Origin of the sequence: Gordonia amicalis NBRC 100051 = JCM 11271 (genome assembly GCF_000332995.1) — a bacterium.
In the GTDB taxonomy this organism is placed as follows: Bacteria; Actinomycetota; Actinomycetes; order Mycobacteriales; family Mycobacteriaceae; genus Gordonia; species Gordonia amicalis.
On sequence record NZ_BANS01000034.1, the window covers coordinates 47,188 to 71,742 of the forward strand.

Below are 24,555 nucleotides of genomic sequence, written 5' to 3' on the forward strand. Positions count from 1 at the left end.
CTCCCGCGTGCAGGTCAGGTGGCTCAGCGCATTCCTCGATTTCCCCGCCGACGAGTTCGGCGGCGAGGTGACGTTCTGGCGCGCGATCTCGGGCAGCACCGTCTCGCCGCCGCGCGGCGAACACCGAGAATTCGCCTCCCTCGAACCGTTCCACGGCGATCCGCACCTGCGTGTGCAGCGGGTCGACGAGGGCCCGGGCGGGGTCCACCTCGACATCCACACCGACGATCCGCACGCGGCAGCCGAGGAGGCCGTCGGCCTCGGGGCGACCCTGATCCGCAATGCCGACACCCACCTGGTCCTCCGTTCACCGGCGGGCTTCGTGTTCTGCCTGGTGCCGTGGGAGGGCGAGACCACCCGGTCGCGACCGATCCGGTGGCCCGGCGATGCCATCAGCATCATCGACCAGTTGTGCATCGACATCCCGGCCCCTGACTTCGATGCGGAGGTCGAGTTCTGGACGAACCTGACCGGTTGGCCGCTCAATCCGCCCGGCACCCGACCCGAACTCGTCGCGCTGCGTCGAGATCCGTCGATCACGATCGGAATCCTGTTGCAGCGCAGGGAGTCCGGGACGACCGACGACTCGACACCCGCGACCGGACACCTCGACCTCGCGACGAATTCGGTACCCGACGAGGTGGCGCGTCACGAGGGATGGGGCGCCCGCGCGGTCGGCCAGTATCCGAAGTGGACGACGATGGTCGACCCGATGGGGCGGCGGTACTGCATCACCTCACGCAATCCACGTACCGGGGCCTGAGGAACTCGCGCAACCTCTCGACCTCGGCGTCGATCTCACGCTCCTCGGCCTTCGTGACCTCGCGCAGCATCTCGACGCGTACCCCGTCTTCACCGTCGGCATGCCATGTGCCGGCGAGGAATCCGTCGGCGAAGACGAAACCGGGTGAGCGGCCGTTGGGTGTCACGGTCCGGCGGAACAACTCCGGGTCGGCGACGCGGACGCGGTCGGCCGAGACCCCGATGACGTGATCGAAGGGCGCCACGAGGCGGGCCGGCGCGGGTGTGTCCGGGTCGGTGAAACCGAGTCCGTCGAGGTCGTAGAGGATCTCGCCGTGCGGGCCGACCAGTCGGACGAGTTCCCAATCGGCTTCGAGCTTTTCGACGAGCGGCCGCAACCCGGTGAGCCCGGACCACGTCTGGATGGCCTTGACGGTGGCGGGACCGAAGCCGCGGAGGTACAGGCGGATCAGGTCCGCGCGCGCATCGTCACCCTCGACCGCCGGCTCGCCCGGGCCGACCCATTCGTCGAACAACCGGTAGGTCGGTGCCGCGCGTCCCCGCCAGAGACCACGCGGCGGCACCTGGACCAGAGGCAGCCCGCACCGGGCGATCCCGGTGAGTGTGGACGGGTTCTCCCCCGGATGACGAACAGCCAGCTGCTTTCCCAGGTCGGCACCACTGAGTTCACCGCCGGCGAGAAGTCGGGCGGCGTCGGCGAGAACCTGCGACGGATCCGCATCCACGAGTCGCGGCATGTGCGCCTCGGTGAGTTCGCGCCGCAGAATCTGTTCGGCGAGGGGGCGGATCCACCGGGCGTCCTCGGCATCGATGAGGAACACCGTGGACCGCAGCAACGCGATTCGCACGACCTCCCGCTCCGTGAGGAGGTCGTCGAGTTCGGACGAGTCGAATCCCTCGACGCGCGACCACAATCCGAAGAAGGCGGCGCGCGGGTCCTGGGACTGCATCCCCACGCACCGGTCCAACACCTCGATGGCGTCCTCGTCGACGCGGTCGAGTAGGTGCTGGCGGGACAGCAGGGTCCGGTTCCACTGCCTCAGGGTGATCGTCTCGCCGGTCACCTCAAGCGGGGTAGCTGATTCCGGTCGCCGCATGGCAGCGATAGCCGTGCGGGTTTTTGGCCAGATACTGCTGGTGGTAGTCCTCCGCGTAGTAGAAACGCCCGTCGCCGGCGGCCTGGAGCGGCTTGATCTCGGTCGCGATCCGCCCCTCTCCGGCCGCGTCGAGCGCGGACTGGAACTTGGCCGCGGACTGCGCGACGATCGCGGCGTCGTCGTCGGAAAGGGTGTACACCGCCGACCGATACTGGGTGCCGATGTCGTTGCCCTGTCGCATCTCCTGCGTGGGATCGTGGGACTCCCAGAAGATCTTGAGGATGCCCTCGAGGTCGATGACCGCCGGATCGAAGACGACGAGTGCCGACTCGGTGTGGCCGGTCCGCGCGGTGCAGGTCTCCTCGTACGTCGGGTTCGGCGTGTGGCCGCCGGCGTAGCCGACCGCGGTGGTGTACACACCCGGGACCTGCCAGAAGATCTCCTCGATCCCCCAGAAACAGCCGCCCGCCAGGATCACCGCGGACAGCCGGCCGTCGAAGGCACCGATGCCGCCGTTGGCGTACGAGCCGTCGGTCTCCGGTCGTCCGCGCATCGGGGTGTGCAGGACCAGATGGTCGCCGGGAACAGCGATCTCGGTGTCGCGCCCAGGTAGTGCGGAATCGGCCGCGATGAGTTCCTGCTTGTGCGAACTGGCAGCAAAGAGCTGGTCAAGCCAAGACATGCGGCAAGTCTACGCGCGCCGCCGACCCTGTCCGAATTCTCCGAGTTGAGTCAACCGTCCCAGTCTGACTTTGATGGCGATCACATCCTGATTTATGATACCCGTCACTGTCGGTCGACGGTCCGCCGGACCCCGAGACGCCGATGGTGAAGCCGATCCGCTGACGAGGGGCGACAATGGCGACGCACGCGACCGGAGACTTCCGGAGCGCAGGCCGGACTCCCCGCGGCGCCCCGCGCGTCAACTACGACGTGGCGAGAAGCTGCCGCGCGATCGGGTTGAGCATCGTCGCCCTGCTCGCCGTCTTCGTCGCACTCATGCTGATCTGAGCGGATTCGGACATCTCGCCCGCGCACCACGGTGCCGCCGCGGCACGGTTGACCTTCAACCGCACTTGATATTTCTTGTGGCCTCTTTGTTGCAATCACCCATGGTGTGCGGAAGGGTGGAAGCATCCGCGTGGCGCCGACCCGGTCGGCGCACCCACGTGTGAAACAGGGAAACGAAAGCACCTCAGAGAGGAACATCGTGGCTGAATACACCTTGCCGGATCTGGATTACGACTACGCGGCACTGGAGCCGCACATCTCCGGCAGGATCATGGAGCTCCACCACAGCAAGCACCACGCGACCTACGTCAAGGGCGCCAACGACACCCTGGAGAAGCTGGCCGCGGCCCGCGAGGACGACAGCATCGCCGGCAAGGTCTACGGGCTCTCGGCCACGCTGTCCTTCCACCTGGGCGGCCACACCAACCACTCGATCTTCTGGAAGAACCTGTCGCCCAACGGCGGTGGCGAGCCCGAGGGCGACCTCGCCGCGGCGATCACCGAGCAGTTCGGTGGCTTCGACAAGTTCAAGGCCCACTTCACCGCCGCCGCCACCACCCTGCAGGGTTCGGGCTGGGCGATCCTGGGCTACGACACCATCGGCGGCAAGCTGGTCATCCTGCAGCTGACCGATCAGAGCGGCAACATCCCCGCCGCGATCATCCCGGTCGTCATGCTCGACATGTGGGAGCACGCCTTCTACCTCGACTACCAGAACGTCAAGCCGGACTACGTCAAGGCTTGGTGGAACGTGGTCAACTGGGCCGACGCCGGTGAGCGTTACGGTCGCGCGAAGACCCAGGGCAGCGGACTCGTCGTGCCTGCCTGATCCTGGTTCGCCAGACATCAACGGCGCCGGTCACCTTCGGGTGGCCGGCGCCGTTTCGCCCTTCGAGGCTCGCTTCGCTCGCACCTCAGGGAGCGGGGTCTAGAGAATCAGCGTCACCGCGATGGCGACACCACACGCGACACCGATCACGATGAGCGCCAACAGATCTGCTCGTCCCGGCCGTGCCGGATGAGCCGTGAGCCGGCCGGTGCCACCGCGCGCGGTGATCGCCTCGGCCATCTCCGCGCTGCGGCGGAGGGCCGACGACATGGCCGCGGTGATGAGATCCATGATCCCCATCTCCGCCGACGGGTGGTCGCTGCGCCCCTTCGCCGTCGGGCGCAGCTTGTGAGCCGCGCGCAACATGCGCAACTCCTCGATCAACAGCGGAAGACCCCTGAGACACAACGCGATCGCGACCGCCCATTCGTCAACCGGTAGCCGGAGGCGACGCAGTGGGCGCATCAGCCGCGCCAGCGCGGGCGCGACGTCGGCCATCGGGGTGGTCCAGATGACGAGGATCGAACTCGCCACGAGGACGAGCGCGAGCGTGACGGCACGCAGGAAGATCAGCGCCCCGTGCAGGCCGGCGAAGGAGACGTTGAACGCGACGCCGATACCGATCAGGCCCCAGAACCACCAGGGCGGACGCGGAATGGCGCCCAACGGGATCCCGGCGACCAGAGCGGTGAGGACGACGATCGCGGCCACCATCCCCAGTGCCGGCCAGGACGGCAGCACCCAGGTCATGACGCCGAGGATCAGCACGATCACCAGCTTGGTTCCCGCCCACAGCCGGTGGACGAAGGAATCGCCGGGGACCTGCCGCAACGGGACCGTGCGCATCGTCATGGGGCACCTCCGTCCCAGCCGGACGGCTGATCGGCGTTCTGATGGGTGTCGGGCAGCAACCGTCCGTCGACGAGCCGAACCCGGCGGGTGCACACAGAGTCCAGCGATTCGAAGTCGTGCGAGATGATCACGATTGTCATGCCCTCGGCGCGCAGACGGGCAAGCAGCGCGACGATCTCCTCGCGGGCCAACGGATCGAGACCGGCGAGGGGCTCGTCGAGCACGAGCATGTCGGGGTGGCGCGCGATGAGTCCGGCCAGCACGACGCGACGCATCTGGCCGCCCGACAGGGAATCGACCTTGGTGGCCGCCATCTGCCGTGGCAACCCGACGAGTTCGAGGACACGGGCGACCTCTGCGGTGCCGACCTTCTCGCCACCAGCCGCCATGATCTCGTCGGCAACCGTGACCTTCTGTAGCTGCAGACGTGCGTGCTGGAACCCGAGTCCGATCGCGCCGACGTGCTCACTGACGGGCTCTCCGGCGTCGAAACCGGCTGCCGGAGTGAATTTTCCGGCTGTGCCGAGCAGGTGGCAGGTGCCGGTTCGCGGTGACAGGAGTCCCGTCATGATCCACGCGAGGGTCGTCTTGCCCGACCCGTTGCCGCCGACGATGAGCAACCCCTCGCCGCGGTACACGGTCAGGGTGATGTCGGTGAGGGCGACGACCTCCCAGGGCGATCCGGGCAGGTGCGCGTAGCCCACGTGATCGAGCACCAGCAGCGGCCCACCGATGTGTGGTCCGGGCGCCGCGAGAGACGCCGCCGACACGGTCGGCGAGGGATGGTCGAGGTCGGCGTGCGGGTCCGGCATCCAGTGCGGCGGATGAGGAACCACGCGACCGGCCTCGAGGTGGATGACACGGTCGGCGGCCGCGGCCTCGCTGCCGCGGTGGGTGATCAGCACGACCGCGATCCCGCGTCGGGCAGGCAACGACGCAAGCAGGTGGAGGAGTTGCCCGCGCCCCTCCGGGTCGACCATCGAGGTGACCTCGTCGGCGATGAGCAGTTGCGGATCCCGGGCGAGGGCCGCGGCGATGGCGAGGCGCTGTTGCTGCCCACCGGACAGATCGGTGGTCTCGCGGTCGCCGAGACCACTCAGCCCGACCTCGGCGAGGAGCGCTTCGACGTCCACGTCGGCATCCGGCGGCAGACCCCACACCACGTCGTCGGCGACTCGCGACCCGAGCATCTGGATCTCCGGCCGCTGCAGGACCAGCGCGGTGCCGCCGTGGACGCCGAGCCCGGCCAGGCCCGGACGGTGGACGACGCCGCTGGTCGGGGCGCGACCGGCCAGGATCTTCGCCAGCGTCGACTTGCCCGAGCCGTTGGCGCCGACGACGGCGACGAACTCGCCGGGGTCGATGCGCAGGTCGATGTCGTGGAGGACCGGCCTCGCCTCCGGGCTGTACGCGAAACCGACGCCTTCGGCAGTGACCGGGAGCGGCGCGACCTCGGTCGCCGTGGATCCCGGACCGTCGGAGGTGAGCGTGTCCTCGCTGGGCACGTCGCGCAGCCGGGCGATGACCCCGCCGAGGATCCACCAGGCCGCGAGGAGTGAGATCGCGGTGCCCACTGTCCCGGAGATCCAGATCCACGCCCACCAATGACTGGCGATGCTGCGGCTCATCGCGTCGAGGGCGTCGCCCACGCCGTCGGTGGGCCCCCAACCGTGCAGCCATTTGGCGACGCCGTGGATGGAGTTGGTCATCGCCTCGATGGTCAGTTCGCGCAGGGGCACCAGCACGAGGAGCACCAGCACGGAGACACCGCCGAGGATCGGCGAGGCCACGAGGGTGGCCAGTCCGAGTGCTCCGACCCCACGACCACGGCGTTTGATGTCCCCGACGATCCCGCCGACCAGTGCCGAACCGAGGACGGTGGCCATCGCACCCGTACCCGCCATGGCGAAGGCGACCGCCGTCGTCGCCACCGTGGCGGTGAGAAGTGCCCGCGGCCGCGTGCGGGCTGCGATGAGGGCAAGAGGAACCGGCGCGAGCAGACCGGCCGCCTGCGCCAGCGGGATGACCGAGGCGATGACCACCGCGGCAACAGTCAGGCCACCGAAGATCGCGACGGACGCGAACTCCATGGGCCGCAGCGCAGGCGAGTTCTTCACCGGTCCAGTGTGCCTGGTGTCCATCCCTGCCCCGGGCGCGGCCATCGGCGACGGCACCTGGCCGTCGGTCGATCGCATGTAAACGAACCGTCACAAGACGGTGGTTCGGGTTGTCCGTTTCGCGCCCGCGGTGGATTCTTTTCACACCGGTGGTCTTCGACGGACCTGGGTCCCGATGACCAGGTCCCCCACCCGAATCGGAGGGAGGACACGATGCAGCCGATTCCGATCGGACTCACCCCGTTCCAGCACGAAGGCAAGCTGAACGGCATCCTCATCTCCGGTCGCTGGCCGGAATCCACCCTCGAATGGACCCAGACCCTCGTCGGCTCGGTGCGGATCGCTTGCCGGCCGGGTTTCCTCCCGACGACGACGATCTTCGGCGTCGTCGAGCAGCGCCCGGCTCAGGGCGGCGACAACACGGTCGGGATGATGGTCGCGATCGGGAACGTCATCGACGACAGCTTCGTCGAAGCGGGCAGGTTCCTGAACAATCCCCCGGCGCTGGTCATGCTGCACCCGCCGTCGCAGACACGTCCGTCACTTCCGGAATGCTCGGAGGTCGCGTCCGGCTGCGTCCTGCTGCCCGGACTCCCTGAACTCGGACTCGAGCATCGAGCCGGGTGGGCGGAGGCGGAGGCCGACGGGACGGTGGTGAATCTCCGCAACGAGGTCGGCATCGACCCCAATGCCGATCCCGATACCGCCGTGCTCGCCATGCTTCTCGCAGCTTAGGCACCCCGAGGCACCCCGAAGGTTCTCCGGCAGGGCTCCCGCACGCCGGTTTCCGGGTCCCCGAACAATTCTTTTTGTGCCCCCGACCTGCACAGATGCGGGTTACTGATGAGTTGCATTCGCCAGTTAGGTTTCACTAACCTGGCGTTCGTGATTGCTGCCCTGCTCCTGAGTTTCGGCGTGATCTTCGTCGCCGAACTGGGCGACAAATCACAGCTGATGGCCATGACGTACGCCCTGCGTTACCGCTGGTGGGTCGTCATCCTCGCCATCACCGTCGCCACCACCGCGGTCCATGCCGTCTCGGTGTTCTTCGGTCATTTCCTCGGAATGTCTCTGCCCACCGATCTGATGTCGGTCCTGGCCGGCCTCGCCATGCTCGCCTTCGGACTGTGGACCATCTACGGCGACCGCCTCGACAACGAGGAGCGGAACCGTGCGAGCCGGGTCGGTGCGTCGGTGTTCCTCGCCGTGATGTCGGCCTTCTTCCTCGCCGAACTCGGCGACAAGACGATGCTGGCCACCATCACGATCGCCACCGACCACGATTGGCTCGGCGTGTGGATCGGTTCGACGGTCGGCATGGTCGCCGCGGATGCCCTGGCGATCGGCGTGGGCGTACTTCTCGGCAAGCACCTCCCCGAACGCGTCATCGCGATCGGTGCGGCCGTGCTGTTCTTCGGTTTCGCGGTGTGGCTCACCGTGTCCGGTCTCGTCGGTGCGTCGACCCCGATGATCGCTGCGACGATCACCGCCGCGGTCGTCATCACCGGTGTGGGCGCGTTCCTCATCCAGCGCGACCGGCGGCTCCGCGGCGCCGACGACGAGAACGCCGAACCAGCCACTCCCGAGCGTTCGCTCGGTCGTCACGAGGGCTGAGCGCGGGGGCTCCACAACCTCTGACTATCGTGAACGTGCACCCTGCGCCGGTGCACGTCGTCCACTTCATCGGGACACGGGTCCGGCGGCAATCGGTACCGCGAAAGGACTATCAACCCATGGACGTTTCAGGCGCTTCCGTTCTGGTCACCGGCGGGGCATCGGGCCTCGGCGCAGCCACCGCCCGTCGCTTCGCCGCCGCAGGCGCTCAGGTCTTCGGCCTCGACCTGCAGGACTCGATCGACAAGGCGGCCCCCACCGACGGCGTCACCCTGATCCCCGCCGACGTCACCGACGAAGCACAGGTCCAGGGCGCGATCGACACCATCGCCGAGTCGGGCGCACCGCTGCGCGTCGCCGTCAACTGCGCAGGCGTCGGCTGGGCCGCACGCATCCTCGGCAAGGACGGCCCGCACGACCTCGGCCTGTTCCGCAAGGTCATCGACATCAACCTGGTCGGCACCTTCAACGTCATGCGGCTGGCCGCCAACCGCATGTCGGAGGAATCCACGATCGACGGTGACGGCCAGCGCGGCGTCATCATCAACACCGCATCGGTGGCGGCCTTCGAGGGCCAGATCGGTCAGATCGCCTACGCCGCGTCGAAGGGTGGCGTCCACGCGATGACCATCTCGGCTGCACGCGACCTCGCCCGCATCGGCGTGCGCGTCTGCACCATCGCCCCCGGCACCATCAGCACCCCGATGCTCGCGGGCGTCACCCCCGAGTTCCAGAAGACCCTGGCCGAGGCGATCCCGTTCCCGCAGCGTCTCGGCGAGCCCGACGAGTACGCACAGCTCGCCGAGTTCATCGTCGAGCACAACTACCTCAACGGCGAGACCATCCGGATGGACGGCGCGATCCGGATGGCTCCGCGCTAGTCCGGAGGCGTTGCACTAGGCGGCTGGCTCCGGGTGACCACCTGCGGGAACGTGGGTGGCCTCCGGGAGCCCAAGCGCAGTGGACAACCTGATCAGCGGTGCGGCATCCGCTTCCAGACCCTCGCCGTCGGCGGGGACGAGGTCGCGGACCGCGCCGCTGGTTTTTTCTGCGGCCGCGGACGACGTCATCCCGTCGACGGCCGCGCGCAGCATCCTGGCCTGGACCCCGACCTCCGCGTAGTCGAACGCCACCGACAGGTGCGGGCTGATCTGGGTCAGCGCGTCTCGGGTCTCGACGACCCGCCGGTGCAGTCGCGTCGTCGGCGACAGCGTGCCGGGATCAGGAAGGACGACTTCGGGTACCGCGTCGGTGACCAGGCGCCACAGGGGCAGGAGTTCGATGTCGAGTCGTCGGCGACGCCGGTTCGCGAGGAAGGTCTGCACCCGCGCGTAGACCATGGGGTAGCTGATCCCGGCGAGGAAGACGACGATTCCCAGGATCGCGACGACACGGTTGGTCGTCACCAGCCACGGTGAGCGCACCACGTCGGTCGCCGACACGATGACGAACACGATCTGTCCCACGGCGCTGAGCGCCAGGAGTCCCAGCCCGCCGATCAGCAGACCCAGTGAGACACGCAGATAGCCGTCGGCCGTGGCGTAGAACTTGCGGACGCTGTTGACGCACGCGGCGAATCCGTAGGTGAGATATACGCTGGCGATCAGTATGAAGAGGGCGAAACCCCAGTTCTGCACCGTCCACTCACTGATGGTCGCGGTACGGATCTCGACCGGGATGACCAGCATCGTGACCTGTAGCCCGACGAGTGAAGCGACGAGGGGCAGGGCCTCCCACCCGGCGCGGCGCTCGCGGCTCACGCGATCCGGGAAGAAGAACACGACGACGAGTGCCGCCACCCCGATCGCCAGAAGTGCGTAGAACGCCACCCGCGACAGACCCGGGAAGCCGTTGTCGTCGAGAGCGACCGACACCGACTCGTCGACGACGACGAACGCCAGCGTCAGCGAGGCGACCGCCACCATCATCGCGAGCGGCTGGAGCCCCCAGCCGGCACGCCGGATCTGATCCAGGCGCCAGCAGAAGGCGAAGGCGAAAACGGTCGCGGCGATCGCGTTGACCACCCCGACGCCGACGTCGATGTTCTGGGAGAAGGCAGTGAACGTCACTGCGCTTTCACCCGCACTGATCACAACCACCCGCGGTGACCGCCCAGGAGTCGCTGAAGTCCGCGTAGTTCATCGTGTGCCGCCGTGCTGCCGACGCCGGTGCCGGCTTCCTCTGCCCACGCCAGGTTCATCGACGCGAGCATCTCCGCTTCCCACTCGCGATCGTCCGAGTAGCAGGTACGACGGAGCGCTGCGGCGGACTCGTCGCGGGTGAGCACTGCCAGACCTTCGGCCGACACCTCGCCGAGGATCTGATGGCCGGCGATGAGATGACCGAACTCGTGGATGACGATCTGGTCCCGGTGGAGTCTGGACGTGTTCGCCTGATGGAAGAAGTAGTCCGCGTCGGCCGCGGCCAGCCAGATGCCGTTGGGAACCCCGGTCGGCAGAGGGTGGGCGACCAGGCGAATCGGACGTCCCCGACGCTCGCCGTACCGATCACACAGCTGTGTGACGTCGAGAGGGAGATCGAGATCGAGCCCCTTCAACGAGGTGCGACACAGCGCCCGCAATGCGCGTTCTGATCGACGCATGCCGTCAATCGAACCATGAGCTCGCACAACGAGGCGATTCGTGTCCACGAAACCAAGGGCCTCTTCGTTTTCCCAGTTCACACGGCGTCCGAACTCTCCAGGCCGACACCCCAACGGCCCGTGATCGTCAGTGACACTCGTGATCGGTGAGAACCCGGATATGCGGATCCTCCAGACGCTCAGTCCTCGCCCGAGTCTCCCACCACCCGCAGACGCGAGTCGGCCGACGGCTTCTCGTCGCTGAGCCCTGCCGCGATGACGTCCGGCGGATCCTTCGGCAGACCCTGCTGCTCGCGCAGGACCTTGATCAGTTCGTTCACCACGGTGACCGAATCGCTCGAGAGCCCCGCCAGACGGAATGCCGCCAACTGAACGTTGGTGTCCGCCTGCAGCCGCATGAGATCGATCTCGTCGCGAGTGCGCTGCGCGGCCCGATCCTCGAGGAAGTAATGCACGTCGACACCGAATGCGGCCGCGATTCCCTCGACGGTTCGGAACGACGGGGACTTCGCTTTCCCCGATCGCAGCTGACTCAGATACGACTCGCCGAGACGGAATCCCCGCTCCGTCGACCTCGCCGCGATCGCCTTGGCACTGTATGCCCTCCCGTTCGGACCGGGAACGGTCCGAAACAGCTCCTCGAGTCGCCGGGCGAACAGCCCCGGATCGAGTGCATCCGATTCCTTCGTTCTCGAACGATCGGAGTCGGTGCGTCCGGTGTCGCCCATAGGCTTCTCCGCCCCTCCTGCAGTCATGACCATCTTCTCCGAGACGCAAAACTTGAATTTGCAAACATTAAAGCCCGCTGTACACGGCCATCGCAATGACCGGTACGGTCAGAAGGTACCGGAACGCCGCCGACGATGCGTATCACCTGTGGTGATGATGTAACGAACGTTAGTGTGTCGTTCTTCACATTCTTGGGGGTCACACGTTGCCGACACGCTCACGGCAGATGAATGTTTGTCCTCGCTGCGGTCCACATGACCCATTGACGCCGGCTGTCACACCCGCGAACTTCTCCACCGACTGTACGCCCGGGCGACCACGATGACCCATCGCCTGCCGACGCCCCGGCGCGACCGCCGACGGCGCCGCTCCCTCGCATCCCTGCTCGCCGCCATCGCGGTGATCGCGCTCGTCGCGCTTGCGCCCGGCGTCGCGTCGACCAGCCCGGTCGGGTCGGGAGGCACCGAATCGGACTCGGCGGGATCGGACTCGGCGGGCCAGGACTCGGCGGGCCAGGACTCGGTCGGATCCGGGAGTACCGGCGCGGGCGGCTTCGGCACCGACACCACCGATGACACCGACAACACCGCCGACGCGGTTGATGACGCAGCGGATGGTGACGCCGACTCGTCGCCGTCCGGCAATCGGGGACCCGGAGGTTCCTGGCATCACGGTGACGGGCATGGGCACGGCCACCACGGCACGGACCGACCCCTTCGGGAACCGGCACCTCCACCAGCCCGAACACCTCAACCGACCCGAGCACCTCCACCAGCCCGAGCACCTCAACCGACCCGAGCACCTCAACCGAGACCTCGTCGACGACCAGCGCGGAGACCGAGACCTCCACAACCGGGGTCTGGGTACCGTTTCCGCCGGTGACCGGTCGGCCGAACGTGCCGGCCCCGACCCTGCCGCCGGTCGTGTCGAACCCTCCGCGCTCCGGCGAGGGGAACCTTCCCGCCCCCGCTCAGGTCCCGACCGTTCCCGCGCCCAGCGGATCACCCGCGCCGACCGCACCTGCCGCCTCGGTTCCGGGACCTCCCCCGGCGCCTGGTGCGCCCGCAACCGGCGGGTCCGCAGCGGAGTCCCGCGCCGAATCCGGCGCTTCCGACGCTTCTGCCGCCGACGAGTCAACCGTCCTCATGGCGAGCCCGCAGGGTCCGTCCGGTCCTCAGGCCCTGCCCGGCGCATCGCCCGACACCGTCCTGACCGGCGTGAAGAAGTTCCTGATCGGTGTCGCCCCCGGTGGATTGTTGCTGCTCGGGGCGGTCGCGCTGTTCGGCAGCGGATCGTTCCTGGACTCGCTGCGGTCACTGCGCTCCTGACGCCGCCCGGTCCTCGGTTCCGAGATCTCAGTACCGGGCGAGCAGGTCCCGCTCGTGCGGGATCTCGTCGACGGCACGTCCGGAGATCCACTCGCGGAGCACCTTCGTGGCCCGGACGTCGTCCTCGTTGTACTCGAGCAGCCGCTGCCGCTGACCGACGTCGGGACGTCCGCCGCCGAGCGCGACCGCGGCGCGATACCACTCCATCGACGCCTCACCGCTGGCGTCGTCGTCGCGCCAGGCGAATCCGGCAACGGGAGCGACGCGCTTCAACCCTTTTCCGCGGGGACAGATGAAGTTGTCGCCGACCGCCTCGTAGATGTCGACCCACTCCTCGGATGCGATGAACGCCTCCACCTCCCGCCGGGTCGGGATGCCGGGTTTGCCGGCGAATCGGTCGGCCGAACCCAGCAGCCAGCGATTCTCGGCCTGCTGTGAGTAGCAGTACGCCGCGAACGTCTTCCCGGTCTCGCGGGCGGCCATCCGTTCGGCGGTCAGCCACGCCCAGAACTCCGCGAACGACCTCGCCTCGTCGCGCGTGGGCAGCGGGTCCCAGGTGACGAACGGCCGGTAGACCACCGGTTCGTCGGGCGCCGTGGTGTCGGTACGCAGCGTGCCCCACAGGTAGGCGCCGTGTTCGCCGAAGCTCTCCATGTCGACGTCGACCTCGATGTCGGCGCGATGCACCCGCGGGGTGTCGCGGCGCCGGACGAGTTCGGTTCCGGTCAGCCAGGCGATCGCACCGATCACCGCATCGTCGAAACGTGCACTGCCCGGCCAGTTCTCCGGCGGGGCCCCGCGTTGTGCGGCGAGCTGGTCGATCGTGGTGATGCCCGCCTCGACGAGTGCGGTCCCCTGATTACCCGTGGCGACGAGCGAGACGTCGCGGCGGGCCTCGAGTTCCGGACCGCACTTCACCCACCAGGGGCACGAGCGGCACTCGGCGACGCGTCGTGGTTCGGTCGGCACCTGCTGCGCGGCGACGGCCCGACGCCGGTCCAGGACCTCGGTGTAATCGTCGAGCATGCCACCGGTGTCGTGCACGACGATGCAGTCGGCGTCGACGCCGATCACGCCACCGCGCAGGTCGCCGGTCTGCGACGACGGGGCGCGACCGATCTCGACCAGCATCGCGGTCAGCTGGGCGAGGCGCAGGTTGTCGCGACGGTTGGGCCGTGCGGTGCGGTACGGGTCGGGCGTGGGCGCCCACCCCCACAACGGGCTGGTGACCAGCGACGGCGGACGGCCCGGGTCGGGGGCGGACTTCAGGGGCTGGGTGATCCGGTGGTTGACGACGATGACGGGGACATAGCCGTCGCCCACTCTCACCAGGAGTTCGGCATGACCGCGTCGCCCGTGTTCGATGTCGGTGGGCAGCGCCGCATTCCAGATCCACGCGACGTTCGCGTCGCACGCCTTCAGGGTGGCCGCGACCCGCTCCGCCGCCCTGGACTCCGCGTCGATCACCACGAACGCGCCGGGCTGATCACTGTGGATGCCGCGGAGGAGTTCGCGAACCGCGGCCCGATGATCGGCCGCGGCCTCCTTGCGTCGCTGCACGCCGGGCGGGTCGGGTTCGGAGCCGGGACGCCCCTCGTGACCGAAGTCGAGGGCGACCCGGTGCTCGCAACCCGCGAGATCGCGCGGCGACAACACCACAGAGGCCACGCCATCCCTTTCTCGGCTCGAGCGGTCGGACGCGTGGCCCCACCGGACCACGTGTCATGCTTGTACTTGTTACCACGCCCGCAGCGGTCCACTCGGCAGCAGCGAAAGGTCATTCGATGGGTTTGTTCTCCTCCGACGGTAGGTCGCGGGCTCAACGCCGCGCAGAGGCCAAGGCTCTCAAGGCAAAAGCCAAGATCGAGGCGAAGTTCGACGCCAAGCACCGGCGGAAGGAACAGAAAGCTCGTCGCAAGACCGAGCACAAGTACCTCCAGAAGGACCTCAAGGCCGAACGCAAGACCGCCCGGCAGTTGGCGAAGGCTCAGGAGAAGGTGGTCAAGGCCGAGACCAAGAAGGTGAGTGCCGAGGCCAAGGCGGCCGCGGACGCCAAGATCCTCAGCCCGGCCAGCGTCAAGCGCTACCTCACGGTCGCGCGCCTCGTGGCCCCCATCGCGGTCCCCATCGCCTACCGCGCCGCGGTCGCCGGTCGTGCGCAGATCTCGGCGCTGCAGGCCGGCCGCGCAGGCGTTTCGCCAGAAGTGTTGCGTCAGTTCAGCGGCCACGGCGCGGCGCTGTCCGCGCGGATCGCGACGACACGGACCGCGCTGGAGAAGGTCGTCGCGCAGGACACCAGCGCCGATGCCAAGGACTTCGTCGCCGCGATGACCCAGCGCCTCGACAACCTCGACATCGCGGTCGCCACCGCCGAGACCATGTCCGCCGCACAGCGCCGGACGGCCCACCAGTCCATCGACGGCGAACTGGTTGCCATTGACGCCGACATCCTCGCGCGGTTGGGCGTTCGTTCCTGACGCTGGCCGAGGCGGTGGCCTTCGACCCTCGCCGGAGGCGGGTGCGCACCCACTAGGATGGGTTCCACGCGTCGCGTGGGGGATCTTCCTTGTGCGTACGCTCGGAGGACACACGCAAGGGAGCGCCGTATGACCGAGCAGGAGCCGAACGTCACGCCGTCCGACGGCGACGCGAACAACGACGAGCCGACCCTGTTTCCCATGACTCCCCCGGAGGCCGACTCCGGGGCTGCCGAATCGTCACCGGCCCCGGCCGAGAAGGCGCCCCCGAAGAAGCCCGCACCCAAGAAGACGCCGGCCAAGAAGGCGGCGCCGGAGCGAGCCGCAGCCGAGTCCGGTGGCGACAGACTGCCATCGAAGAAGGCCGCCAAGAAGGCCCCCGCGAAGAAGACCCCGGCGGCCAAGAAGGCCTCGGGTGCCGGTCCCGCCAAGAAGTCACCTGCGAAGAAGGCGCCGGCCAAGAAGGCACCTGCGAAGAAGGCGCCGGCCAAGAAGGCACCACCGAGGTCGGCACCCCCCGTCGCCGATGTGCCTGCCGCCGCCCCGACCGCGCCTCCTGCTCCGCCGGTCACCTCCACACCGCCTCCGACGTCCGTCCCGGCGCACCCGCCGGTCGATGTCGTCGCCGAATCCGATGCTGCCCGGGCCACTTTCGCGCAGTTGCGGTCCGGCGCGCCCACCGAACCGCCGACGACCAACCTCACCCCCGCCTACGCGGGACTGGCGGCGGTCGTGGCGATGCTGGTGTTCGTCATCCTGCGCCGCGTCCTGCGCTGATCGCCCCCGCGGCGGCGGCACAGTCAAAGCCGCTACCGCGGCGGCAGAGTCAAGCCGCTACCGCGGCGGCGGCGAGACCTCCACGCCACCCGACTCGTGCTCGGGTCCGGCGTTGGGATGGTCGGCGGGCAGCCGGCCTCGGAAGCGCGCGGCTTCGCTGACGGCGGGCTCTCCACCCTTCGAGTGCGGCGGCCGGTGGTACGGACCCGGCTTCGGGCGCGGTTTGCCACCGGGAAGTGCCAGACGCGCGATCGTCCGGTGCACCTGGCCCCACTGTTGACCGAACGGTCCTGTGTTGTAAGGCAATCCGTAGCGCTCGCAGATGTCCTTCACCTTGGGGGCGACCTCCGAGTACCGGGTACTCGGCATGTCCGGGTACAGGTGGTGCTCCACCTGGTAGCCGAGGTTGCCGCTGATGATGTGGAACAGGGGGCTGCCGTCGATGTTGACCGCACCGACGAGCTGCCGGACATACCAGCCGCCCCGCGTCTCGTTCTCGACCTCTTCCTGGCTGAATGTGTACGTCTGGTCCGGGAAGTGGCCGCAGAAGATGATCGCGTGCGCCCACACGTTCCGGATGATGTTCGCGGTGAAGTTCGCGGCCAGGGTGCGCAGGAATGTGCTCTCCGCACCCGGGAGCACCTGGTCGGCGAATTTCGCGGCCGCACGCGCCCGCCGGCCACCTCGTCGTCGGATCACTTTGCCGATCCGCGAGGTCGACGGCTGCCGGATGGCGCCGCCCGTCGCTGCCTGGCTTAGCAGGAATGCGCCCGCGCTGATCGCCGGCCAGCCGAGGTAGTCCTTCACGATCTGGCGGCGCATCTTGCCCGCGATGCCCTTGAGATCCTCGGCCAGTTCGGACATCGGCTTCTCACCACGCCGGATCGCCTCGAGATCGAGATCGTGCAGTGCGACGCCCCACTCGAAGAACGCCGTGAGCAGGACGTTGTAGAACGGCTGCAGCAGATAGACCGGATGCCACTTCTGGTTCGGATCGATCCTCATGATCTCGTAGCCGAGATCCTTGTCCTTGCCACGGATGTTGGTGAAGGTGTGGTGGATGTAGTTGTGGGAGTGCTTCCATGCCTCGGCAGTGGACGCGGTGTCCCAGTCCCACACCGACGAGTGGATGTAGGGGTCGTTCATCCAATCCCACTGCCCGTGCATCACGTTGTGGCCGATCTCCATGTTCTCGAGGATCTTGGCCATACCGAGGCATGCGGTACCCGCGACCCAGGCGCCCCGCGAGCGCGAGTTGAGCAACACGATGCGCCCGAGGGCGGCGAGTTGCCGCTGGGTGGCGATGACGGTCTTGATGTAGCGACGATCGCGGTCCCCGAGGTCGCTGTAGACCTCGTCGTGGATGGCGTCGAACTCCTCGGCCAGTCGATCGATGGTTTCTTGATCGAGGTGCGCCAACGGGCTGGTCACGCGCTGTCCGGAATCGGTGGTTGTCATGTACTTCGGTCCTCCCGGTCAGAGGTCAGAGGTCTGGCGTCTGGGGTCTGACCTTGGTCAGAGTTCGACGTCGACGTCTCCCTCGGCGGTGTTCACACAGATGCGGATGCTCTGCCCTTCCGGCGAGCTCACCTCGCCGGTGCGCAGATCGCGGATGTTCCCCTGTTTGAGAACCCCGGTGCAGGTGTGGCAGATACCGATCCGGCAGCCGAACTTCAGCTCCAGACCGTTCTCCTCCCCCGCGACGAGGATCGGCATACCCGGCTCACAGGTGACCTCGGTGTCACTGCGGGTGAACCGGACGGTGCCGCCCTCACCCTCACCTGCATTCCCACCGATGATCGGCTGGAAACGTTCGAGGTGGATTCGGTCCCCGACGCCTTCGGCTTCCCAGTGTTCGACGAGACTGTCGAGCAACTCTCGCGGACCCGAACACATCGCCTCTCGCTCGCGCCAGTCCGGGCAGAGTTCGTCGAGGTCGGTGGCTTTGATCCGCCCGTCCCGACCGGTGATGCGCAACGTCAGGTCGAACCCGTCGTGCCGTTCGTCCATCGACTCGAGATCGGCCCGGAACATCACCTGGTCGTCACTGTGCGCCGAGTGGATGGCCACCACGTCGTCGACCCGATCGCGATGATCGAGGTCGCGCAGCATGCTCATGATCGGGGTGATGCCGCTGCCGGCGCTGATGAACAACATCTTCTCCGGCAGCGGATCGGGCAGTGTGAACACGCCTTCGATCTCGCCGAGCCGGACGATCTCACCCGGCCGGATGCCATGGACGAGGTAGGGCGAGACCTTTCCCTCCTCGACCAGCTTCGGCGTCACGCTGATCAGGCCGTCGCGCGGATGCGGGTCGGAGGTCAACGAGTAAGCGCGCCAATGGAACACCCCGTCGATGACCACCCCGAGACGCACATACTGTCCCGGTTGATGCCCCGGCCACTCATAGCCCGGTTTGATCCACACCGTGGCCGCGTCCGCACCTTCGGGTCGTACCTCGACGACCCGGCCGCGGAGTTCCCGAGTGGTCCAGAGCGGGTTGATCAGCTCCAGGTAGTCGTCGGGGTACAGGGGATTGAACAGGTGCCGGATTGCGCCGAGAAACCCTCGTCGCCACGGCGACACCCGGGGAGTCGCGCCGCGTTCAGCCATGGGATGGGGTGGGTCGGGAATCGATCAGTGTCACGAGACCTCACAAGGGGTCGTCGGTCGTCTCTTGTGCCTACGCGCTGCTGCAGAGTCACCGTTCGAGCTGTCTGCTCCGACCATACGGCGTCGGGCATCACCGAAGGGGCGGGTCGCTCGGATCCGGTCTGTGCTGGATTGTCGGTCACCAAAGGTGCAGGTCGCTGCGATGTCGGTTGTTCACTTGGGCAACATTCCGGATGCGAACAGTGACGGAGGGTTATACCCCGTCGCGCACGGCGGCAGTGTTCGCCCGGGACATGATCGCCGCCGCGACATGGTCGGGCCTGGATTCCGGCAGCCAATGGTCGGCGCCGGGAAGGACCAGAAAGTCGTACGGCGCATCGACCCACCCCGAGCAGAGCCGGGCGCCGGCCCCGCCCAGAGCCGGGTCGCGGTCGCCCCAGACGTATGTCGTGGGCACCTTCACCCGCGCGGGTGCCGACCGCTTGTCCGGCAGTAACATCGCCCGATACCAACCCAACGCTCCGGGCAGCGCGCCGTACTCCGCGATCTCGGCGGCGACCCGCGAGGCGAATGGTTCCGGAAGCCCCATCTGCACTCCGAAATCCGGCCGCGAGGTCATCAGCCGGCCGAGTACCTTCTCGGGCAGGGCCGGGATCTGGAACACCAGCATGTACCAGGAACGAAGAATCTGACCGCGCGGCATCGCCTGCATGAACGCCCCCGGATGCGGAACCGACAGCGCGGTCAGCGTTCGCACTCGATCGGGGTGATGAGCCGCGAGTGTCCACGCCACCGCCGCGCCCCAGTCATGTCCGACGATGTGCGCGTCACCGACATCCGCGGCGTCGAGCATGGCCACGATGTCTGCCACCAGCTCGGCCTGCATGTAGTCGCGCCGCCTGGTGGGTCGAGCCCCCGGCGAGTAGCCGCGCTGATCCGGGGCGATAGTGCGAAAACCTCTGCCGTGCAGGAGCGGAGCGACGAGATCCCACGAACCGGCACGCTGCGGGAAGCCGTGCAGCAAGACGATCGGCTCCCCCTCGAGCGGACCGGCGTCGATCACGTCGAAGGTGTACGGACCGCGCTGGAAGGTCGTCAACCGCGTCGTTCGCACGTGTCAGCCCGCCCAGCGCACCCGCAGGATCCGATCCGACCCGTCCCCGTCGCTCGTGGTCAAGACCAGCGAACCATCGGGCGCCACGGCCGCACCGCGCAACCGGCCGTGGGCATTCTCCAGCGCCTCGGTCTTCGAGACCACGCGGCGTCCGTCCTCGGAGAGCTTGAGGAAGACCAGCCGCTGCCCCTTCAGTGCGGTCACCACCAGCCCGCCGCTGTAGGGTCCCCAACCGCTGTCCGGCAGGAACGCGAGGCCCGGGGTCGCGATCGTCGGCGCGCCCGAACTCCACACCGGACCGATGGCGCCGGGGACCCGTACGGCGTCGGTCATGGGCACCGACTCGTCGTAGATCAGGGGGGTGCGGTCCGGGCGGTAACCGTAGTTGCCTCCCGCGACGATGAGGTTCAGCTCGTCGTCCCGACTCGTGCCCTGTTCGATCCCATAGACCCGACCGCTGCCCGGAGCGACCGCGACGCCCTGCACGTTCCGATGACCGAGGCTGTACACCGGGCTTCGCGGATCCGGATTCCCCGGCGCCGGCCTCCCGTCGAGGCCGATGTGCAAGACCTTGCCGCCCAGCGACTTCCGGTCCTGCGCTACCGACGGGATACCGGAGTCACCGGTACCGACCCAGATACTGTCGGCGGTCACGGCCAGGCCACAACCGGCACGACTGCCCGAGGAGTTGACCGGGATACCGCTGAGCAGGGTCCGTTCCCGAAGCATCCGCGTCCAGTCCGCGCTGACGCGCCAGGAGACCACCCTCGTGGTCTGGCCCGTCTGCGGCGCCGGAATGGGCGCACCGGCAAGCGGTTCGGGCACGGCGAACGCGCCCGGCACCGTGTACTCCGCCTGACAGGAGTAGACGCGCCGGTTGTCGGAGAAGCGAGGATCGAGGGCGAGTCCCATCAGGCCGGCCTCGTTGACCTCGAAGATCTTCGACAGGTCGGCGTTGACGTTCACCCGCTGTCCGCCGGGGCGCACCGCGACGAATCGTCCCGCGCGTTCACCGGTGAGCACCGTTCCGTCGGGCGCGACGACCGCACCCCACGGTATGGTCAGTCCGCCGGCGACAGTCGTGACCTGCAGCGGCGCGGCGGCATGGGCCGCAGCGCCGGCGACGAACATCCCGGCGACCGCGGCCGCCGACGCGGTGATCGCCACGAGCCCGCGGGCCGATGTTCGGATGAGTGTCCTGCGTTCACGACGTATCGGGGTCATAGGAGTCACGGTAACCACGACCCGGTGCCGGGTCGTGGCGAAACGGCGAGATCGAGATCTAGCGGCCGGGTAGGTACTTCAGCGCGCGGACCGCCGTCGGCGTGATCGCCCGGTAGATGTTCTTGGGCACCAACGGGGCGCGGTCGATGCCGATGAACCGCTGCTCGGCGATCGTCTGCGCCTCGGTGTACTTGAGCAGACCGTCTTCGCCGTGGCGTCGGCCCACACCGGAGATGCCCATGCCACCCATCGGTGCGGCGGTCGACGCCCAGGCGGCGGCGTAGCCCTCGTTGATGTTGACGGTGCCGGCCCGCAGTCGTTCGGCGACGGCCTGCGCCTCGGCGCTGCTGCCCGCGAAAACGCTTGCGTTGAGCCCGTATTCGGTGTCGTTGGCGAGCTTGACGGCCTCATCCGTCGAGTCGACCGGATAGATCGAGACGACCGGCCCGAAGGTCTCGTTGCCGTAGCAGACCATGTCGTCGGTGACGTCGGTGAGCACCGTCGGCTCGAAGAAGAACGGGCCGAGGTCGGGGCGGCGCTTGCCGCCGGCGAGGACCTTCGCACCCTTGGCGACTGCGTCCTGCACGTGTGCCTCGGCGGTGTCGATCTGCGCCGCCGATGCGAGCGAGCCCATGTCGGCGGTGAAATCGTAAGTGCCCGAGAGCTTCATCATCGAGACAAATGCGGCGAACCGCTCAGCGAACTCGTCCGCGATCTGCTTGTCGACGTAGATCCGCTCGATGGAGATGCACAGCTGGCCGGAGTTGGAGAACGCCGCGCGTGCAGCTCCCTGCACGGCGTTCGCGATGTCGGCGTTCGCGGTGACGACCATGGGGTTCTTGCCGCCCAGCTCGGCGGAGAACCCGATGAGTCGCCGGCCTGCCTGTTCGGCGAGGGTTGCCCCGGTCGCCGACGAGCCGGTGAACATCACGTAGTCGGTCGAGGCCATGATCGCCTGCCCGACGACGCCGCCGGGTCCCGGCACCACGGCGTACAGCTCACGCGGAAGACCCGCCTGGTACAGCAACTCCGCGAGCGCGAGAGCACAGTAGGGCGTCTGGCTGTCGGGCTTGATGACCACACCGTTGCCGGCGACGAGGGCCGCGACCGCATCGGACACGGCCAGCGTCAGCGGGTAGTTCCACGGACTGATGACGCCGATGACCCCCTTGGGCAGATGACGCACCCGGACACTGGTGGCGCCGGGCAGCATGCCCTTGACCTTGCGATCGGCGAGCAGCTTCGGGCCGTTGGTCGCGTAGTGACGCGCGGTGATCGCGACGTCGAGCACTTCTTCCTGCGCGTAGATCCGGGCTTTGCCGGTCTCGGCCTGCGCGATGTCCATCAGCGCCTCGGCGTTGCGATAGACCAGAGCGGAGAACTTGTCGATGACCTGGGCACGCTCGGCCGGGGTCCGGGCGGCCCATCCCTGCTGGGCCTGCCGGGCACGGTCGACCGCGGTCTCGAGATCCTCGGCCGTCGCGACCGGGATGGTGGCCATCTCGGTGCCGCTGAACGCCTCCAGCACCGGCCGGGTGGGACGGCTCGCGGCGTCGTCGATCGCGACGAGAGCACCGAGACGGGCGAAATAATCGGCGGTGGGCTTCGGCATGTCGGGCTCCTCGGTGAAGTGCTGGCTCTGGGCGGTTGGTGGGTGTTCGGTCGAGATCCGGACGATCAGCTGTCGGGGGCGACCAGCACGATGCCGTCGTCGTCGGAGTAGACGATGTCGCCCGGGTTGAAGGTCTCGCCGCCGATGGTCAGCGGAACGTCCCGCTCGCCGGCGCCGGTCTTCGTGGACTTGCGCGGGTTGGTGCCCAGCGCCTTGACGCCGATCGCCATCCCGCCGATGGTCTTGGCGTCGCGGATGGCGCCGTTGGCGATGATGCCCACCCAGCCGTTGGAACGGCCGAGCTCGGCGATGATGTCACCGACCAGCGCGGTGTGCACCGACGCATCACCGTCGATCACGAGCACGCCGCCCGGGTTGGACTCGCTCAGGATGGATTTGAGCAGGGCGTTGTCCTGGAAACACTTAACCGTGGTGACGCGTCCGACGAATTCGCGGTTGCCGCCGTACTGCGTGAACTGGGTGTCGCAACTACGGACATCGGCCCCGATCTCGTCCACGAGATCGGCCGTCGGGGTGAAGGTCAGCTCGCTCATGCCGACCAGTTTAGGTGTTACCGCAAGTAGCTGGTTACTCGAGGGTAGGTTCGGTTCGAACCCCTCCACCCAGACCGTCGATGATCTCCGCGACGTCGTCCGGGCGTTCGGAGACCAGGAAGTGCTTCGCGCCGGGCAGCACGACGATCTCGTCTGCCGAAAGAGTGTCCGCGTAGCGCCGTTGCTTCCATTCCCAGAAGAGCCGCCATCCGGGGATCGTCGACGACGCCACCACCACCTCGACCGGTACGTCCGGCATCGGATTGCTGCGGCGTAGACCCCGCAGGGTCCTGTTCATCGCGCCGAAGGCCGCGTTCTCGACGAGCATCGCGAGCAGGAACGGCGGTTGCCCGAAGACCCGCTTGCTCCATCTCCGTTGCTGTTCACCGAGCCCCTCCGGAGGTGCCGGCACGACCCGCTTCCACACCTGCAGGCTCGGCCATCGTCGGATGCCGACGCGGCTGGTCACCGCCCGCGCCACTCCGACCGCCCGGTGCGCGTTGCCGACCCGGAAGGACAACGGGACCAAGCGCCAGGGGAAGAGCACATACGAGCCGTCGAGCACCACCACGGCCGCGGTGCGGCCGGGGTGCTGCCGGGCGAACGCCTCCACGTACAGCGACGCGAGTGAATGGCCCACCACGACAACGGGTTCGTCGATCCCACGGGCATCGAGTACCGCGACCATCCGCTCGATCTCGCCGAGAAGCGTCGGATGGTGCCGACGGTCGACCGGACTCGACAACCCGTAGCCCGGCCGGTCGTACCGGATCACCCGCCACGACGGCGTCAGGCGGGCGACGAGCGGGTCGAGGTCGAACCAGTTGCTGCCCAACGCCGCCATCAACAGCAACGGAGGTCCCGATCCCTCGTCGAGCACATGCAGGCGGTGCCCGCCGACGGTGACGTACTCCCCCGGAGCTGTGTCATCGCCGGGGTCCGGCGTCGTCTCGTGCACCTGACCAGTGTGCCCGAGGTTTCGACGCGGTGGCTCGCTCCGCTCGCTACCGGCTCAACCAGCAGCAGCCCACGCCGGTTGAGCCGACACCGAGCAACGCGAGGCGTCGCGTCGAAACCCACCGAGCCCCCTCCCCGCCGGTTGAGCCGACACCGAGCGAAGCGAGGCGTCGCGTCGAAACCCCGCACACCCAGCAGAGGCAGGTTTCGACACGGTGGCTCGCTACGCTCGCTACCGGCTCAACCAGCAACAACGCGGTTGCTAGCCCTCCGCTCACTACCGGCT

The 24,555-nt window shown here is 67.9% G+C and carries 24 protein-coding genes; 9 read left to right on the plus strand and 15 right to left on the minus strand.

What is annotated here, in order from left to right; genetic code table 11:
• The first annotated feature begins 7 nt into the window (after nt 1-7).
• Nucleotides 8-763, plus strand: a complete 756-nt coding sequence (locus GOAMI_RS16555) for a VOC family protein (protein WP_006437709.1) — start codon at nt 8-10, stop codon at nt 761-763.
• Here GOAMI_RS16555 and GOAMI_RS16560 read toward each other — a convergent pair.
• Both GOAMI_RS16560 and msrA read right to left on the minus strand, forming a co-directional pair.
• Nucleotides 732-1,826 carry a winged helix DNA-binding domain-containing protein gene (locus tag GOAMI_RS16560; RefSeq protein WP_006437710.1) on the minus strand — a complete coding sequence of 365 codons (1,095 nt, stop codon included), beginning with the start codon at nt 1,824-1,826 and terminating at the stop codon, nt 732-734. The two genes, GOAMI_RS16555 and GOAMI_RS16560, sit on opposite strands and share 32 nt — an antisense overlap.
• Nucleotide 1,827: 1 nt before the next feature.
• On the minus strand, nt 1,828-2,541 hold the full coding sequence (msrA, locus tag GOAMI_RS16565; RefSeq protein WP_006437711.1) for a peptide-methionine (S)-S-oxide reductase MsrA: 714 nt from the start codon (nt 2,539-2,541) through the stop codon (nt 1,828-1,830).
• A gap of 176 nt (nt 2,542-2,717) precedes the next feature.
• On the opposite strand from msrA, the gene GOAMI_RS23235 reads away from it, so the two are divergent.
• Both GOAMI_RS23235 and GOAMI_RS16570 read left to right on the plus strand, forming a co-directional pair.
• Nucleotides 2,718-2,870 carry a hypothetical protein gene (locus GOAMI_RS23235; RefSeq protein ID WP_006437712.1) on the plus strand — a complete coding sequence of 51 codons (153 nt, stop codon included), beginning with the start codon at nt 2,718-2,720 and terminating at the stop codon, nt 2,868-2,870.
• A gap of 199 nt (nt 2,871-3,069) precedes the next feature.
• The gene (locus tag GOAMI_RS16570) at nt 3,070-3,699 is read left to right on the plus strand and encodes a superoxide dismutase (RefSeq protein ID WP_006437713.1); all 630 of its coding nucleotides are present in this window, start codon (nt 3,070-3,072) and stop codon (nt 3,697-3,699) included.
• A gap of 99 nt (nt 3,700-3,798) precedes the next feature.
• Here GOAMI_RS16570 and GOAMI_RS16575 read toward each other — a convergent pair whose 3' ends face one another.
• Complete coding sequence (locus GOAMI_RS16575) at nt 3,799-4,551, minus strand: energy-coupling factor transporter transmembrane component T family protein (protein ID WP_006437714.1); 753 nt, start codon at nt 4,549-4,551, stop codon at nt 3,799-3,801.
• Entirely contained in the window at nt 4,548-6,668 is a 2,121-nt protein-coding gene (locus GOAMI_RS16580; protein ID WP_006437715.1) for an ABC transporter ATP-binding protein, read from the minus strand. The genes GOAMI_RS16575 and GOAMI_RS16580 overlap by 4 nt, the downstream gene beginning before the upstream one ends.
• A gap of 213 nt (nt 6,669-6,881) precedes the next feature.
• Here GOAMI_RS16580 and GOAMI_RS16585 point away from each other — a divergent pair, with 213 nt between their 5' ends.
• The 3 genes from GOAMI_RS16585 to GOAMI_RS16595 all read left to right on the plus strand — a co-directional run bounded on the left by GOAMI_RS16585 (nt 6,882) and on the right by GOAMI_RS16595 (nt 9,163).
• Nucleotides 6,882-7,403 (plus strand): hypothetical protein, encoded by a 522-nt coding sequence (locus GOAMI_RS16585; protein WP_006437716.1) that lies wholly within the window; start codon nt 6,882-6,884, stop codon nt 7,401-7,403.
• A 150-nt stretch (nt 7,404-7,553) separates the two neighbouring features.
• Nucleotides 7,554-8,282 (plus strand): TMEM165/GDT1 family protein, encoded by a 729-nt coding sequence (locus tag GOAMI_RS16590; protein ID WP_006437717.1) that lies wholly within the window; start codon nt 7,554-7,556, stop codon nt 8,280-8,282.
• A 119-nt stretch (nt 8,283-8,401) separates the two neighbouring features.
• Nucleotides 8,402-9,163 carry an SDR family NAD(P)-dependent oxidoreductase gene (locus tag GOAMI_RS16595; RefSeq protein ID WP_006437718.1) on the plus strand — a complete coding sequence of 254 codons (762 nt, stop codon included), beginning with the start codon at nt 8,402-8,404 and terminating at the stop codon, nt 9,161-9,163.
• A gap of 15 nt (nt 9,164-9,178) precedes the next feature.
• Here the strand turns inward: GOAMI_RS16595 and GOAMI_RS16600 are convergent, their stop codons facing one another.
• The 3 genes from GOAMI_RS16600 to GOAMI_RS16610 form a co-directional block, all read right to left on the minus strand.
• Nucleotides 9,179-10,351, minus strand: coding sequence for an MAB_1171c family putative transporter (locus tag GOAMI_RS16600; RefSeq protein WP_006437719.1), 1,173 nt, complete (start codon nt 10,349-10,351; stop codon nt 9,179-9,181).
• Nucleotides 10,352-10,371: 20 nt separating this feature from the next.
• Nucleotides 10,372-10,884: a hypothetical protein gene (locus tag GOAMI_RS16605; RefSeq protein ID WP_006437720.1), complete on the minus strand. Its 513-nt coding sequence runs from the start codon at nt 10,882-10,884 to the stop codon at nt 10,372-10,374.
• 179 nt (nt 10,885-11,063) lie between these two features.
• Complete coding sequence (locus tag GOAMI_RS16610; protein WP_006437721.1) at nt 11,064-11,639, minus strand: helix-turn-helix transcriptional regulator; 576 nt, start codon at nt 11,637-11,639, stop codon at nt 11,064-11,066.
• An 852-nt stretch (nt 11,640-12,491) separates the two neighbouring features.
• Between GOAMI_RS16610 and GOAMI_RS23570 the strand changes: the two genes are divergently transcribed.
• Nucleotides 12,492-12,941, plus strand: a complete 450-nt coding sequence (locus tag GOAMI_RS23570) for a hypothetical protein (RefSeq protein WP_243828614.1) — start codon at nt 12,492-12,494, stop codon at nt 12,939-12,941.
• Nucleotides 12,942-12,968: 27 nt separating this feature from the next.
• On the opposite strand, the gene GOAMI_RS16625 is transcribed toward GOAMI_RS23570, so the two are convergent.
• Nucleotides 12,969-14,609, minus strand: coding sequence for a TM0106 family RecB-like putative nuclease (locus GOAMI_RS16625; protein WP_006437723.1), 1,641 nt, complete (start codon nt 14,607-14,609; stop codon nt 12,969-12,971).
• A gap of 116 nt (nt 14,610-14,725) precedes the next feature.
• On the opposite strand from GOAMI_RS16625, the gene GOAMI_RS16630 reads away from it, so the two are divergent.
• A complete protein-coding gene (locus GOAMI_RS16630) occupies nt 14,726-15,418 on the plus strand; it encodes a DUF6474 family protein (RefSeq protein ID WP_006437724.1) in 693 nt (230 codons plus the stop codon).
• Nucleotides 15,419-15,547: 129 nt separating this feature from the next.
• Nucleotides 15,548-16,195, plus strand: coding sequence for a hypothetical protein (locus tag GOAMI_RS16635; RefSeq protein ID WP_006437725.1), 648 nt, complete (start codon nt 15,548-15,550; stop codon nt 16,193-16,195).
• Between the two features lie 57 nt (nt 16,196-16,252).
• On the opposite strand, the gene GOAMI_RS16640 is transcribed toward GOAMI_RS16635, so the two are convergent.
• From GOAMI_RS16640 to GOAMI_RS16670, 7 genes are all read right to left on the minus strand, one after another.
• Nucleotides 16,253-17,653 (minus strand): fatty acid desaturase family protein, encoded by a 1,401-nt coding sequence (locus tag GOAMI_RS16640; protein WP_006437726.1) that lies wholly within the window; start codon nt 17,651-17,653, stop codon nt 16,253-16,255.
• A 57-nt stretch (nt 17,654-17,710) separates the two neighbouring features.
• Nucleotides 17,711-18,808, minus strand: a complete 1,098-nt coding sequence (locus GOAMI_RS16645; protein WP_006437727.1) for a ferredoxin reductase — start codon at nt 18,806-18,808, stop codon at nt 17,711-17,713.
• A gap of 253 nt (nt 18,809-19,061) precedes the next feature.
• Nucleotides 19,062-19,907 (minus strand): alpha/beta fold hydrolase, encoded by an 846-nt coding sequence (locus tag GOAMI_RS16650; RefSeq protein WP_006437728.1) that lies wholly within the window; start codon nt 19,905-19,907, stop codon nt 19,062-19,064.
• Nucleotides 19,908-19,925: 18 nt separating this feature from the next.
• Nucleotides 19,926-21,146 (minus strand): PQQ-dependent sugar dehydrogenase, encoded by a 1,221-nt coding sequence (locus GOAMI_RS16655; RefSeq protein ID WP_006437729.1) that lies wholly within the window; start codon nt 21,144-21,146, stop codon nt 19,926-19,928.
• 58 nt (nt 21,147-21,204) lie between these two features.
• Complete coding sequence (locus GOAMI_RS16660) at nt 21,205-22,815, minus strand: succinic semialdehyde dehydrogenase (protein WP_255219203.1); 1,611 nt, start codon at nt 22,813-22,815, stop codon at nt 21,205-21,207.
• 8 nt (nt 22,816-22,823) lie between these two features.
• Complete coding sequence (gene rraA / locus GOAMI_RS16665) at nt 22,824-23,312, minus strand: ribonuclease E activity regulator RraA (protein WP_006437731.1); 489 nt, start codon at nt 23,310-23,312, stop codon at nt 22,824-22,826.
• Between the two features lie 34 nt (nt 23,313-23,346).
• Nucleotides 23,347-24,270, minus strand: a complete 924-nt coding sequence (locus GOAMI_RS16670) for an alpha/beta fold hydrolase (RefSeq protein WP_006437732.1) — start codon at nt 24,268-24,270, stop codon at nt 23,347-23,349.
• Nucleotides 24,271-24,555: the final 285 nt, after the last annotated feature.

What these genes read in the sequence shown, in the direction of transcription:
- msrA (WP_006437711.1), bottom strand. Translation starts at nt 2,541, where the DNA reads ATGTCTTGGCTTGACCAGCTCTTTGCTGCCAGTTCGCACAAGCAGGAA.
- GOAMI_RS23235 (WP_006437712.1), top strand. Translation starts at nt 2,718, where the DNA reads ATGGCGACGCACGCGACCGGAGACTTCCGGAGCGCAGGCCGGACTCCC.
- GOAMI_RS16575 (WP_006437714.1), bottom strand. Translation starts at nt 4,551, where the DNA reads ATGACGATGCGCACGGTCCCGTTGCGGCAGGTCCCCGGCGATTCCTTC.
- GOAMI_RS16585 (WP_006437716.1), top strand. Translation starts at nt 6,882, where the DNA reads ATGCAGCCGATTCCGATCGGACTCACCCCGTTCCAGCACGAAGGCAAG.
- GOAMI_RS16595 (WP_006437718.1), top strand. Translation starts at nt 8,402, where the DNA reads ATGGACGTTTCAGGCGCTTCCGTTCTGGTCACCGGCGGGGCATCGGGC.
- GOAMI_RS16605 (WP_006437720.1), bottom strand. Translation starts at nt 10,884, where the DNA reads ATGCGTCGATCAGAACGCGCATTGCGGGCGCTGTGTCGCACCTCGTTG.
- GOAMI_RS16610 (WP_006437721.1), bottom strand. Translation starts at nt 11,639, where the DNA reads ATGACTGCAGGAGGGGCGGAGAAGCCTATGGGCGACACCGGACGCACC.
- GOAMI_RS16630 (WP_006437724.1), top strand. Translation starts at nt 14,726, where the DNA reads ATGGGTTTGTTCTCCTCCGACGGTAGGTCGCGGGCTCAACGCCGCGCA.
- GOAMI_RS16635 (WP_006437725.1), top strand. Translation starts at nt 15,548, where the DNA reads ATGACCGAGCAGGAGCCGAACGTCACGCCGTCCGACGGCGACGCGAAC.
- GOAMI_RS16640 (WP_006437726.1), bottom strand. Translation starts at nt 17,653, where the DNA reads ATGACAACCACCGATTCCGGACAGCGCGTGACCAGCCCGTTGGCGCAC.
- GOAMI_RS16645 (WP_006437727.1), bottom strand. Translation starts at nt 18,808, where the DNA reads ATGGCTGAACGCGGCGCGACTCCCCGGGTGTCGCCGTGGCGACGAGGG.
- GOAMI_RS16655 (WP_006437729.1), bottom strand. Translation starts at nt 21,146, where the DNA reads ATGACCCCGATACGTCGTGAACGCAGGACACTCATCCGAACATCGGCC.
- rraA (WP_006437731.1), bottom strand. Translation starts at nt 23,312, where the DNA reads ATGAGCGAGCTGACCTTCACCCCGACGGCCGATCTCGTGGACGAGATC.